A 12,634-nucleotide genomic window follows, 5' to 3' on the forward strand; every position below is an offset into this window, starting at 1 on the left:
GGCGTCAACTTCTGCCTCCCGTCGCCGGGCTGGGCGCTGGGGCGCCGTAGGCACTGCGCGATGCGTGCCGCACGGTGGCCGCGGCGCGCCGGGCGGGGATAAAGCGGAAGCTACCGAGGAAGCTATGTGTGAAGGGATTTGAGCAACAGTGCTGCGTACCCATTTGGCGGGCGAGCTCCGCAAGGATATTGCCGGCGAGACAGTAACGCTTACGGGGTGGGTGTCTCGCCGCCGTGACCACGGCGGAGTGATCTTTATTGACCTGCGCGACCGGAGCGGTCTGGCGCAGGTAGTCTTCCGCGAGTCCGAGGTCGCTGAGCGCGCCCACGACCTGCGGTCCGAGTACTGCATCAAGGTTACCGGCGTGGTCGAGGCCCGTCCGGAGGGCTCGGAGAACCCGAACCTGCCGTCCGGCGAGATCGAGGTCAACGTCACCGACCTGGCGGTGCTGAACAAGTCGGCGGCCCTGCCGTTCCAGATCGATGATCCGTCGACCTCCGGCGAGGTGGGTGAGGAAGCGCGCCTGCGCTACCGCTACCTGGACCTGCGCCGCCAGAGCCAGGGCAACGCCCTGCGCCTGCGCTCGGCCGCCAACCGCGCGGCCCGTCAGGTGTTGGACTCCCACGACTTCACCGAGATCGAAACCCCGACCCTGACCCGGTCCACCCCGGAGGGCGCGCGCGACTTCCTGGTGCCGGCCCGCCTGAAGCCGGGCTCCTGGTACGCGCTGCCGCAGTCCCCGCAGCTGTTCAAGCAGCTGCTCATGGTCGCCGGCATGGAGCGTTACTACCAGATAGCGCGCTGCTACCGCGACGAAGACTTCCGCGCCGACCGCCAGCCGGAGTTCACCCAGCTGGACGTCGAGATGTCCTTCGTGGACCAGGACGACATTATCGCCCTGGCCGAGGAGATCCTGGTGGCCCTGTGGAAGCTCATCGGCTACGACATCACCACGCCGATCCCGCGCATGACCTACGCGGACGCCATGAAGTACTACGGCTCCGACAAGCCGGACCTGCGCTTCGACATCAAGATCGTGGAGTGCACCGACTTTTTCAAGGACACCACCTTCCGTGTCTTCCAGAACGAATACGTCGGCGCGGTCGTCATGGACGGCGGCGCCTCCCAGCCGCGTCGCCAGTTCGACGCCTGGCAGGACTGGGCCAAGCAGCGCGGCGCTAAGGGCCTGGCCTATATCACCATCGCCGAGGACGGCACCCTGGGCGGCCCGGTGGCCAAGAACATCACCGACGCCGAGCGCGAGGGCATCGCCGAACACGTCGGCGCCAAGCCGGGCGACGCCATTTTCTTCGCCGCCGGCGACACCAAGTCCTCCCGTGCGCTGCTGGGCGCAGCCCGCGGCGAGATCGCCCGCAAGTTGGGTCTTATTAAGGAAGGTGACTGGGCCTTTACCTGGGTCGTCGACGCCCCGCTTTTCGAGTCGGCTGCCGACGCCACCGCCTCCGGCGACGTGGCTCTGGGCCACTCCAAGTGGACCGCCGTGCACCACGCCTTCACCTCGCCGAAGCCGGAGTGGATTGACTCCTTCGACGAGAACCCGGGCGAGGCCACCGCCTACGCCTACGACATCGTCTGCAACGGCAACGAGATCGGCGGCGGCTCCATCCGTATCCACCAGCGCGACGTCCAGGAGCGCGTCTTCGACGTCATGGGCATTGGTGAGGAAGAAGCCCGCGAGAAGTTCGGCTTCCTGCTGGACGCCTTCGCCTTCGGCGCCCCGCCGCACGGCGGCATCGCCTTTGGCTGGGACCGCATTGTCTCCCTGCTGGGTGGCTTCGACTCCATCCGCGACGTCATCGCCTTCCCGAAGTCCGGCGGCGGCGTCGACCCGCTGACGGATGCCCCGGCCCCGATCCCGGCCGCGCAGCGCAAGGAGACCGGCGTGGACTTCAAGCCGGAAAAGAACGCCAAGGTGGATAAGGAATCCAAGCCGAAGTCGCCCGACTCGACGGATAACTAAGGCGGCACGCCCCGGTCCACGCGGTGCGTGTGCCGGGGCTTACCGTTTACCCAGGAGGAGATTTTAGGTGGAGACTGCACAGCCGGACCAGCAGGCAATTGTCGCCTTTGCGGAGGACTTATTGTCCAACCGATTTGGGGGAACGCAAAAGCTCAGCGACGTTGAAGCCTTGACCGGTTCGGGGCATGCGGTCGTGCTGCGCGCCCGGGTGGCCAATTCCCCGTTCCTCCCGCACCGATCCGTGGTCATCAAGCACAACCCGGCCACCGGTTATGCCGTGGATGACGCCGCCTTCCTCCGGGAGATCGTGGCCTACCAGTTCACCAACTCCTTGGCGGCGGATGTGCGCCCCGGGCCGGTATTGCTGGCACACGACGTGGACAGGCGCACGGTGGTGCTCACCGACTCCGGCAATACGGATACCTTCGCCGAGGCCCTAGAGTCCGCCGACGAGGACGTGCGGCGCACGCTGTTGCGCTCCCTGGGCGCGGAGCTGGGCCAGATGCACGCCGGCACCGCCGACCGCGAGCAAGACTACGACCTGCTGCTGTCGCGGATGTTGAAAAAGCACCCGGAATACGCCGAGAACCAGGTCCTGCGCGACAAGGCGCTCTATGACTCCATCTACCGCGGCGTGACCATCGCTGAGGCCGCGGGGCTGGCGGTGCCTGACGAGGTCAAGGGCCTGGCGGACCAGGCGGCCAAATCGCTGCAGTCCGGCCGCTACCGTGCCTTTACCCCCTTCGACCTGTCGCCGGACAACATCATCGTGGCAGACGACATCCACTTTCTGGACTACGAGTGGGCTGGTTTCCGCAACGTCGGCTTCGACGTCGCCTGCGTTATCGCCGGATTCCCGCAGTTCCTCTTCGCCCAGCCGGTCTCCGACGCGGAGGCAGACGTCTTCATCGAGGCCTGGGCCCGGGAGGTCCACGGCCTGTGGCCGCAGTTCAAGGACGCCGGCCAGATCCAGCATCTGGTCACCGCCTGCCTGGTCGGCTGGGCCTTTTCCAGCCTGACTACCATGTCCGCCGGGGGAGTAGAAGTACTCGCTGCCGTCCTGCGCGGCCTCGAGGAAATTCCGGTGGGCCCGGAGGACTCCCTCCTGCGCACCGCGGACCATGGTCCGTTCAACGACGACGAGCTGCTCATCCGCCGCGATCTCTTCGAGACCTTCGAGGCCCTGTCGCGTTTTGGCAACCGCTGCGAGGATGGCGACTGCCAGCCGGCGGCTGAATTCGGTGCGCTGGTAGCACGGCGCCTGAGCGAGCCCGGCCAGCGCTAGGCAGGCGCGGTACGTAACCCCGCGTTGCGGCCCCGGACGTTGATAAAGAAAGTGAGGTGCTAGCCACCGTGGCTCAAGAAGATCTCTTCGGGGGGATTTCCCCGTCCCCGGAAGCCGAGCAGTCCAGCGGCCTGGCCGGACGCGGGCAGCAGATGTTTAGTACCCACTCTGGCTCGCCGCTGGCCGCGCGCATGCGCCCGCGCACCCTGGACGAGGTGGTCGGCCAAAAGCACCTGCTCGACCCGGGCAAGCCCCTGCGCCGACTGGTCGAGGGCTCTGGGGAGGCCTCTGTCATACTGTACGGTCCGCCGGGCACGGGCAAGACCACCATCGCCTCGCTCATCGCCAGCGCGATGGGGCAGAACTTCGTGGGCCTGTCCGCGCTGGATTCCGGGGTCAAGCAGGTGCGCGAGGTCATCACCCAGGCCCGTCACGAGGCCGCCCGCGGCGCGCGCACCGTCCTGTTTATCGACGAGGTGCACCGCTTTTCCAAGACGCAGCAGGACGCGCTGCTGGCGGCTGTTGAAAACCGCACCGTGCTGCTGGTCGCCGCGACCACGGAAAACCCGTCCTTCTCCGTGGTCTCCCCGCTGCTGTCGCGCTCGCTGCTGCTGCAGCTCAACCCGCTAGGCGACGAGGATCTTAAGACGCTGGTGGACCGGGCCGTACGCGACGAGCGCGGCCTGGCCGGCCGCATTACCGTGAACGCCGAGGCCCGAGACCAGCTGGTGCTGCTGGCCGGCGGCGACGCCCGCCGCGTGCTGACCTACTTGGAGGCCGCGGCCGAGGCCGTGCCCGACGGCGGGGAGCTGGACACTCAGACTATCAAGGACAACGTCAACAAGGCGGTGGTGCGCTACGACCGCGACGGCGACCAGCACTACGACGTCGTCTCCGCCTTCATCAAGTCGATCCGCGGCTCGGACCCGGACGCGGCCCTGCACTACCTGGCCCGCATGATCGAGGCGGGGGAGGACCCGCGGTTTATCGCCCGGCGGCTCATCGTGCACGCCTCGGAGGACATCGGCATGGCGGATCCGACCGCGCTGCCGACCGCCGTGGCCGCTGCCCAGGCCGCGCAGCTCATCGGCCTGCCGGAGGCGCGGATCCCGCTGGCGCAGGCCACCATCCACTTGGCGACCGCGCCGAAGTCGAACTCGGTGATTGGCGCTATCGATGCCGCCCTGGGCGACGTGCGCGCCGGCAAGTCCGGCTTCGTGCCCGCCCACCTGCGCGACGGCCACTACGCTGGGGCGAAGGATCTAGGCAACGCCGTGGGCTACGTCTACCCGCACGATGATCCGCGGGGCGTGGTGGCCCAGCAGTACCTGCCGGACACCCTGGCCGACGCGGTCTACTACCATCCCACCGATCACGGGGCGGAAAAACGCGTGCGCGGCTTCTTGGGCCGCCTGCGGGACATCGTCCGCGGGCGCGGGCGCGGCTAGCGGGCACTAGCCGGGCACTAGCACGGTGCCGGACCGGCACGTGAGCAAGCCGGCGGGGCGGGGCGATTTGAGCGTCCCGAACTTCACCCGCAGCTGTGGGGCGGGTAAAGTTGAGCGCTGTTACTGACGTTAGTCGATAGTCAAAGGAAGTTACCTGGTGAAGACCCACGAGATTCGGGAGCGCTTTACTGCGCATTTTGTGAATAAGGGCCACGAGCCCGTCCCCAGCGCCTCGCTGATCCTGGATGATCCTAACCTGCTGTTCGTCAACGCCGGCATGGTTCCCTTCAAGCCCTATTTCCTGGGCCAGCAGAACCCGCCCTTCCCGAACGGGCTGGCCACCTCCATCCAGAAGTGCGTACGCACCCTGGACATCGAAGAGGTCGGCATCACCACCCGCCACAACACCTTCTTCCAGATGGCCGGCAACTTCTCCTTCGGTCAGTACTTCAAGGAAGGCGCTATCACTAACGCGTGGGAGCTGCTCACCAACTCGATCGAGGAGGGCGGCTTCGGACTGGACCCGGAGCGCCTGTGGGTCACTGTCTACGAGACCGACGACGAGGCCGCCAGCATCTGGCACGACAAGATCGGCGTGCCCGAAGAGCGCATCCAGCGCATGGGCATGGAGGACAATTACTGGTCCATGGGCGTGCCCGGGCCCTGTGGGCCGTGCTCCGAGATCTACTACGACCGCGGCGCCGAATACGGCAAGGAGGGCGGCCCGGCCGCGGACGACAACCGCTACATGGAGATCTGGAACCTAGTCTTCATGCAGAACGAGCGCGGCGAAGGCAACGGCAAGGGCGATTTCGAAATTGTCGGCGAGCTGCCGAAGAAGAACATCGATACCGGCCTGGGCATCGAGCGCGTCGCCTGCCTGCTCCAGGGCGTGGACAACGTCTACGAGACAGACCTGCTTCGCCCGGTCATCGACGTGGCCGAGGAGCTGACCGGCTCGAAGTACAACTCGAACCACGAGAATGACATCCGCTTCCGCGTCATCGCGGACCACTCCCGCACCGGCATGATGCTCATCCTGGACGGTGTGACCCCGTCCAACGAGGGCCGCGGCTACATCCTGCGCCGCCTGCTGCGCCGCATCATCCGCTCCGCCCGCCTGCTGGGCGCGACCGGGGAGACCATCGAGCGCTTCCTGACCACGGTCATGGACACCATGGAGCCGTCCTACCCGGAAATCGCCGACAACCGCGAGCGCATCCTCCGCGTGGCCAAGAACGAGGAAAAGGCCTTCCTCAAGACCCTCGAATCCGGCACCTACCGCTTCGACGAGGCCGCCGCTGCTGTTAAGGCCGCCGGCAAGAAGACCCTGCGCGGCGAGGACGCCTTCGCCCTGCACGACACCTACGGCTTCCCGATCGACCTGACCCTCGAGATGGCCGCCGAGGCCGGCCTCGAGGTCGACATGCCTGCCTTCGAGGCCGCCATGGCCGAGCAGAAGGCGCGCGCCAAGGCCGACAACCGCGCCAAGAAGCACGGGCACACCGATGAGTCGCTCTACCGCGAATGGGTCGACAACCAGCCAACCGTCTTCACTGGTTACGAAGAGCTTCGTTCCGACGCCCAGGTCATCGGCTTGGTGCGCAACGGCGAGAAGGTCACCGAGGCCGAGGTAGGAGACCAGGTCGAGGTCATCCTGGACCAGACCCCGCTGTACGCCGAGTCCGGCGGCCAGATGGCCGACCGCGGCCGCCTGGTGGCGGGTGAGACCACCCTGCAGGTCGACGACGTGCAGAAGATCGGCAAGAAGCTGTGGGTCCACAAGGCCACCGTGACCGCCGGCGGGCTGGACCTGGGCACCCGCATGACCGCGGAGGTCGACGCCGCCTGGCGCCACGGCGCCACCCAGGCGCACACGGCCACTCACCTCATCCACGCCGCGCTACGCCAGGTGCTGGGCCCGACCGCGGTCCAGGCCGGTTCCATGAACCGCCCGGGCTACCTGCGCTTCGACTTCAACTTCACCGACCAGCTCACCGAGGCCCAGATGGAGGAGATCGCCCTCATCACCAACCAGGCGGTGGACTCCAACCTGGCGGTCAATACCATCGAGACCTCCCTGGAGGAGGCCAAGGCGATGGGCGCTATGGCGCTGTTCGGCGAGAACTACGGCCGCAACGTCCGCGTCGTGGAAATCGGCGGCCCGTTCTCCATCGAGCTCTGCGGCGGCACCCACGTCGGCGCCTCCTCCCAGGTGGGCCCGGTCTCCGTGCTGGGTGAGTCCTCCGTGGGCTCCGGCGCCCGCCGCATCGAGGCCTACACCGGCCTGGACGCGTTCAAGTACTTCTCCAAGGAAGCCGCCCTGGTCGAGGGCGTATCCCGCGATTTGAAGGTCCAGACCGAGGAGCTGCCGGACCGGATCGCCCAGCTGAGCGAGAAACTCAAGGCCGCGGAGAAGGAAATCTCCAGCCTCCGCAAGGCCCAGCTCCAGGCCCAGGCCGCGGACTTCGTGGCCGCCGCCCGCGAGGTCAACGGTTTCCGGACCATCATGCTGCGCCTGCCGGAGGGCACGGACGGCAACGACCTGCGCACCGTGGCCACGGACTTGAAGAACCGCCTGAAGGACCACGACGGCGTTATCGCGCTGGGCGCGAAGAACGGCGAGAAGTTCTCCTTCATCATCGCCGCGACCCCGTCCGCCGTGGAACGCGGCGTGAAGGCCGGTGACATCGTCAAGCTCTTCGGCGAATACGTCGACGGCCGCGGCGGCGGCAAGCCGGACATGGCGCAGGGCTCCGGCCAGCTGGCCGAGGGAGCCGAGCGCGGCTTCGACGCCGTCAAGGACATGTTGGAGAATCTGTAGGTCTATGGCGAAAGTCACACCGGATACTCCCGGCCTAGACGACCCCGGCCCCGGCCGGCGGCTCGGCGTAGACGTTGGCACTGTCCGAATTGGGGTAGCCGTCAGCGATCGCGACGCGCGCCTGGCGACCCCCGTCGAGACCGTCGCGCGGGTCACCGGCTTCAAGGACCGCGACGGCGTGGACATCGATCGGCTCGTTGAGCTGGCCGAACAGTACCAAGTTGCCGAAGTGGTCGTCGGGCTGCCGCGGGATTTGCAGGCCAACGGATCCAAAAGCGTCAAGCACGCCAAGGAGATTGCGTTTCGTATCCGTCGCCGGTTGGCGAAGTCTGAAACGATGGTTTCGTTAGCACCTGTCAGATTGGCGGATGAGCGTCTCACCACGGTGGTCGCCACCCAAGCCTTGCGTGCCTCTGGAGTATCTGAGAAGAAGGGCCGTAAAGTGATTGACCAAGCCGCTGCTGTGGAGATTCTCCAAAGCTGGCTGGACGCCCGCGCGCGAGCATTGTCCGATAAGCAGAATGACGCAGACCAATAAAGCCTTCGACCTCAGGAGACTAATTTAGTGAGCCGCAATGAACAGCGCTTGGCTAGGCGCATGGAACCGAAGTTCGTGAAGCGACGACAGCGTGGCTTAGCCGTGCTGATCGCCTCCTTTGTGCTGATCATCGGCGCGATCGTCTACATCGGTGGCCAGATCCTGGTGGGCGACAAGGGAGGTTCGCGCACCGACTTTGAAGGGACGGGTAACGGCGTGACCCAGCTGATCCAGGTACCGGAGGGGTCCTCCATCTCGGAGCTGGGCCCTGACTTGGTGGACAAGGGCGTGGTGAAAAGCGACGAGGCTTTCCAGACTGCCGCCGCCAACAACGTTGACGCCGGCTCGCTGCAGCCGGGCTTCTACCGCCTGCAGGAGGAGATGAGCGCAGATTCTGCAGTCAAGGCGTTGCTCGACCTTAACAACCAGGTCGACCTACTGGACGTGCAAGGCGGCGCGACGCTCCAAGACGTCTCCGTCATCGGCGGCGACGTGCGCTACGGCATCTACTCCATGATCGAGAAGGTCACCTGCGAGGAAGGCAACTGCGTCCAGAAGGACGAGCTGGAGCGTGTCGCGGCGACCGTGGACCCGCAGCAGCTGGGCGCCCCGGAGTGGGCTATCGAACCGGTCAAGGCCCGCGGCGACGATCCGAAGCGCCTGGAGGGCCTCATTGCGCCGGGCCGCTACATCCTGGACCCGAACATGAGCGCCGAGGAGATCCTGACCGATCTGGTTTCCCGCTCTGCGGAGCAGTACAACGAGACCGACATCGTTGGCCGTGCCCAGGCCATTGGCGTGAGCCCCTACGAGCTGCTTACCTCTGCCTCCCTGGTCGAGCGCGAGGCCCCGGCTGGCGAGTTCGACAAGGTCGCGCGTGTCATCCTGAACCGCCTGGACGAGCCCATGCGCCTGGAGTTTGACTCCACCGTCAACTACGGCCTGGAAGACGTCGAGCTGGCCACCACCGACGAGGACCGCGATCGCAAGACGCCGTGGAACACCTACGCCAAGGATGGCCTGCCGGATACGCCGATCGCGTCGCCGTCGGAGGAAGCTATCCAGGCGATGGAGCACCCCGCCGAGGGCGAGTGGCTCTTCTTCGTCACCGTGGATGATCAGGGCACGACTGTGTTCACCAACAACTTCGACGAGCACCAGGAAAAGGTCCGCGAGGCCCTCGACTCGGGCATCCTGGACCACCAGCGCCAAGGCACCAACCCGGCCGACGCCGAGAACGCTGAAAACTAGAGAACTAGGAGACCTCGGTCATGCCACGCGCGGCGGTATTGGGCTCGCCCATCGAGCACTCGCTCTCCCCGGTTTTGCACAACGCCGGTTACGCCACCCTCGGTCTGGAGGATTGGGACTACGGCCGGCAGGAGTGCACGGCCGAACAGCTCTCCGGGCTCGTGCGTGGGGCCGCCGCCGACGTGCGCGGTTTCTCCGTGACCATGCCGGGCAAGTTCGCCGCGGTGGAGATAGCCGACGAGGTCACCGACCGCGCCCGCCTGCTGGGCTCGGCCAATACCCTGGTGCGGCTGAGCGAGGCGCGCTGGCGGGCCGACAACACCGACACCGAGGGCGTCCTCGGCGCGCTGCAGCGCCTGCTCGGGGACCAGCACGTGGACGAGGCCGTGGTCATCGGCGCCGGCGGTACCGCGCGCCCGGCGCTGTGGGCTCTGGCCCAGCGCGGCGTTCAGACCGTCACGGTGCTCAACCGATCCAACCGCCGCGCCGAGCTCAAGCCGCTAGCCCGCGAGCTGGGCCTGGAGCTGCGCACCACAGACTTCTGCACCGACTTGGAGCAGCTGTCCCTGGGCACCGGGGTGATCGTCTCCACGGTTCCCGCGGCGGCGCTGGAAGACCACTTGCTGGATCTCGCGCACGCGCCGGTGCTCGACGTCATTTACGAGCCCTGGCCGACTCCGCTGACCGTGGCCGCCGCGGCGAACGGCTACGCGACGGTCAACGGGCACATCATGCTGGCCCACCAGGCCTTCAGTCAGTTCGAACAGTTCACGGGCCAGCCCGCCCCGCAAGAAGAGATGATTGACGCGCTCAACAGCGCTCTGGCCGCCCGCCAGAGCTCGGTAATAAACCGCGCCAAGCGCAGCTAGCCCACGACCGCGCCCTGGGCAGCCCCGCGCCCGATCCCTTAAGCTGGGCTACACGAGGTTCAAGCTTTGGGGGAAGCGGGGGAGAATCAGCTTATGGTGCACACTGCGCCTTTCGTGCCCACGGGGGAAGAGTTACCAATCGCGGCCTGTGCCGTGGGGCTTGGGCTGCTGGTGGCCTGGGCCGCGACACTGTGCTGGTGGGACCTTAGCGCCCGGCGCCTGCCCAACTGGCTGACGCTGCCCGCCGGGGCAGTAGCAGTCCTCGCGCTTTTTCAGTATCCGTCCTGGGCCGTGGGGCTTATCTGGCCGGGCGTCTACCTCGCCCAGACGCTGCTGCCCGGCCCGGCCGGGCGCTTAGGCGGCGGGGACATCAAGCTCGCGGCCCCGCTCGGGGTGGGCTGCGCCGCGCTTGCCGGGACGGTCGGGGTGCTCGCCGCGATGGGCATTGCCGGGCTGGTGACCCTGGGGGCCGGATTATTATGCACCGCTGCCGGCAGCGGCCGGAAGGCGGAGCACCGAGGCGTCCCACACGGTCCGGCCATGCTCTTTGCCGCCGCCGCGGTGGCGGCCGCCAGGTGGGTGGCTACCCCCATAATGTAGACGGATGCACCACTTCACAGGGCCGGCGTGAAATAATGACAGCCATGCTTCGTTGGACAACTGCGGGAGAATCCCACGGGCAGGCTCTCATCGCGCTGCTTGAGCACCTGCCGGCCGGGGTTCCGATTACTAAGGATGAGATTGCGCAGCAACTTTCGCGGAGGAGGCTGGGCTACGGCCGCGGCGCCCGAATGAAGTTCGAGGCCGATGAGCTGACCCTGCTCGCCGGCGTCCGCCACGGCCAGACCTTGGGCAGCCCGATTGCGGTGATGATCGGCAATACTGAGTGGCCGAAGTGGACCACCGTGATGAGCCCGGGCCCGTTGGATATGGACGACGCGCAGGTCGCAGAAGCCATGCAGTCGGGCCGCGGCGCTGCGCTGACCCGCCCGCGACCGGGCCACGCGGATTTTGCCGGCATGGTCAAGTACGACCACGCCGAGGCCCGCCCGATCCTGGAGCGTTCCTCCGCCCGGGAGACCGCCGCCCGCGTGGCCGCGGCCACCTTCGCCCGTAACTTCCTGAGGGAGACCCTCGGCGTGGAGGTGATCTCCCATGTCATCTCCATCGGCGCTTCCGATCCTTACGAGGGCCCGGCCCCGGCGCCGGCGGATCTTGCGGCTATCGATGCCTCCCCGGTGCGTTCCTTCGACAAGTCCGCTGAGGAGAGCATGGTCACCGAGATCGAGGCCGCCAAGAAGCAGGGTGACACCTTAGGCGGGGTCGTGGAGGTCGTCGTCGACGGCCTGCCCATCGGCTTGGGCTCGCACATCAGCGGCGAGGATCGCCTCGACGCCCAGCTGGCGGCTGCGCTGATGGGTATCCAGGCCATCAAGGGCGTGGAGATCGGCGACGGCTTCGCCGAGGCCCGCCGCCGCGGCTCCGCCGCGCACGATGAGATGGTGCGCACGGACGACGGCGTCGATCGGCTGACTAACCGCGCGGGCGGCCTCGAGGGCGGCATGACCAACGGCCAGCAGCTGCGGGTGCGGGCGGCCATGAAGCCCATTTCCACCGTGCCGCGTGCGCTGCAGACCGTGGACATGGCCGACGGTTCCGCCGCGACCGCCATCCACCAGCGCTCCGACGTGTGCGCGGTGCCCGCGGCCGGCGTGGTGGCCGAGGCCATGGTGGCGCTCGTCGTCGCCCGCGCCGTGCTGGAGAAGTTCGGCGGCGACAGCTTAGCGGAGACCAAGCGCAACATCGCCGCTTACCAGGACTACGTCGCCCAGCGCTTGAACTTCCCGCAGGATAACCCCGAAGCCTAAAAGACCAAACATACTGGAAAGGCCAGGACTACGATGACCGTACCTCCTTTAGCGACGGGAGCTCCGCGACCGCTGGCGGTGCTGGTGGGCCCGCCGGGCGCCGGTAAATCGACCATCGGGCGCCGGCTCGCTCGGGCGCTGAACGTCGGGCTGGTGGATTCGGACCAGCTGATCGAGGTCGCCCACGGCAAGCCCTGCGGCGAGGTCTTCGCCGAGCTGGGCGAGGAAGATTTCCGCCGCGAGGAAGAAAAGCACGTGGCCGAGGCCCTGTCCGCCGGCGGCGTGGTCAGCCTCGGCGGGGGAGCCGTGGTCAACCCGGCCACCCGTGACCTGCTGGAGCGCCACACAGTCATCTGGGTGGAAGTCAGCGCGGAGGAAGGTGTGCGGCGCACCTCCAGCAACAACTCCCGCCCGGTCCTACAGTCGGAGGACCCGTTGGCGCGCTACCAGGAGCTGCTGGACCAGCGCGATGAGTTCTACCGCGAGGTCGCCGACTACCGTGCCCGCACCGACGGGCGCAGCCCGCAGCAGGTGGTCGGGGATATCCTCGGCTTCTTGGAGACCCTGTAG

General features: G+C 67.1%; 10 protein-coding genes. All 10 read left to right on the forward strand.

Going from position 1 to position 12,634, the window contains the following annotated elements:
• Positions 1-148: 148 nt before the first annotated feature.
• The 10 genes from aspS (at position 149) to HMPREF3067_RS03495 (ending at position 12,634) form a co-directional block, all read left to right on the forward strand.
• A complete protein-coding gene (gene aspS, locus HMPREF3067_RS03450; RefSeq protein WP_070768333.1) occupies positions 149-1,981 on the forward strand; it encodes an aspartate--tRNA ligase in 1,833 nt (610 codons plus the stop codon).
• A 67-nt stretch (positions 1,982-2,048) separates the two neighbouring features.
• On the forward strand, positions 2,049-3,266 hold the full coding sequence (locus HMPREF3067_RS03455) for a phosphotransferase family protein (protein ID WP_070768334.1): 1,218 nt from the start codon (positions 2,049-2,051) through the stop codon (positions 3,264-3,266).
• 68 nt (positions 3,267-3,334) lie between these two features.
• Positions 3,335-4,714 (forward strand): replication-associated recombination protein A, encoded by a 1,380-nt coding sequence (locus HMPREF3067_RS03460; RefSeq protein WP_371259765.1) that lies wholly within the window; start codon positions 3,335-3,337, stop codon positions 4,712-4,714.
• Positions 4,715-4,871: 157 nt separating this feature from the next.
• Positions 4,872-7,538: an alanine--tRNA ligase gene (gene alaS, locus HMPREF3067_RS03465; protein WP_070768335.1), complete on the forward strand. Its 2,667-nt coding sequence runs from the start codon at positions 4,872-4,874 to the stop codon at positions 7,536-7,538.
• Between the two features lie 4 nt (positions 7,539-7,542).
• On the forward strand, positions 7,543-8,076 hold the full coding sequence (gene ruvX / locus HMPREF3067_RS03470) for a Holliday junction resolvase RuvX (RefSeq protein WP_070768336.1): 534 nt from the start codon (positions 7,543-7,545) through the stop codon (positions 8,074-8,076).
• Between the two features lie 60 nt (positions 8,077-8,136).
• Positions 8,137-9,327: an endolytic transglycosylase MltG gene (gene mltG, locus HMPREF3067_RS03475; protein ID WP_070768337.1), complete on the forward strand. Its 1,191-nt coding sequence runs from the start codon at positions 8,137-8,139 to the stop codon at positions 9,325-9,327.
• A 20-nt stretch (positions 9,328-9,347) separates the two neighbouring features.
• Positions 9,348-10,196 (forward strand): shikimate dehydrogenase, encoded by an 849-nt coding sequence (locus tag HMPREF3067_RS03480; protein WP_070768338.1) that lies wholly within the window; start codon positions 9,348-9,350, stop codon positions 10,194-10,196.
• A gap of 93 nt (positions 10,197-10,289) precedes the next feature.
• Positions 10,290-10,796 carry a prepilin peptidase gene (locus HMPREF3067_RS03485; protein ID WP_083319111.1) on the forward strand — a complete coding sequence of 169 codons (507 nt, stop codon included), beginning with the start codon at positions 10,290-10,292 and terminating at the stop codon, positions 10,794-10,796.
• Between the two features lie 44 nt (positions 10,797-10,840).
• Positions 10,841-12,064, forward strand: coding sequence for a chorismate synthase (gene aroC, locus HMPREF3067_RS03490; protein ID WP_070768339.1), 1,224 nt, complete (start codon positions 10,841-10,843; stop codon positions 12,062-12,064).
• Positions 12,065-12,097: 33 nt separating this feature from the next.
• Entirely contained in the window at positions 12,098-12,634 is a 537-nt protein-coding gene (locus HMPREF3067_RS03495; protein ID WP_070768340.1) for a shikimate kinase, read from the forward strand.

This window comes from Corynebacterium sp. HMSC04H06, from assembly GCF_001815935.1.
GTDB lineage: Bacteria > Actinomycetota > Actinomycetes > Mycobacteriales > Mycobacteriaceae > Corynebacterium.

Excerpts from the sequence above, each read along its gene's own strand:
- ruvX (WP_070768336.1), top strand. The coding sequence starts at position 7,543 with ATGGCGAAAGTCACACCGGATACTCCCGGCCTAGACGACCCCGGCCCC.
- mltG (WP_070768337.1), top strand. The coding sequence starts at position 8,137 with ATGGAACCGAAGTTCGTGAAGCGACGACAGCGTGGCTTAGCCGTGCTG.
- HMPREF3067_RS03480 (WP_070768338.1), top strand. The coding sequence starts at position 9,348 with ATGCCACGCGCGGCGGTATTGGGCTCGCCCATCGAGCACTCGCTCTCC.
- HMPREF3067_RS03485 (WP_083319111.1), top strand. The coding sequence starts at position 10,290 with ATGGTGCACACTGCGCCTTTCGTGCCCACGGGGGAAGAGTTACCAATC.
- aroC (WP_070768339.1), top strand. The coding sequence starts at position 10,841 with ATGCTTCGTTGGACAACTGCGGGAGAATCCCACGGGCAGGCTCTCATC.
- HMPREF3067_RS03495 (WP_070768340.1), top strand. The coding sequence starts at position 12,098 with ATGACCGTACCTCCTTTAGCGACGGGAGCTCCGCGACCGCTGGCGGTG.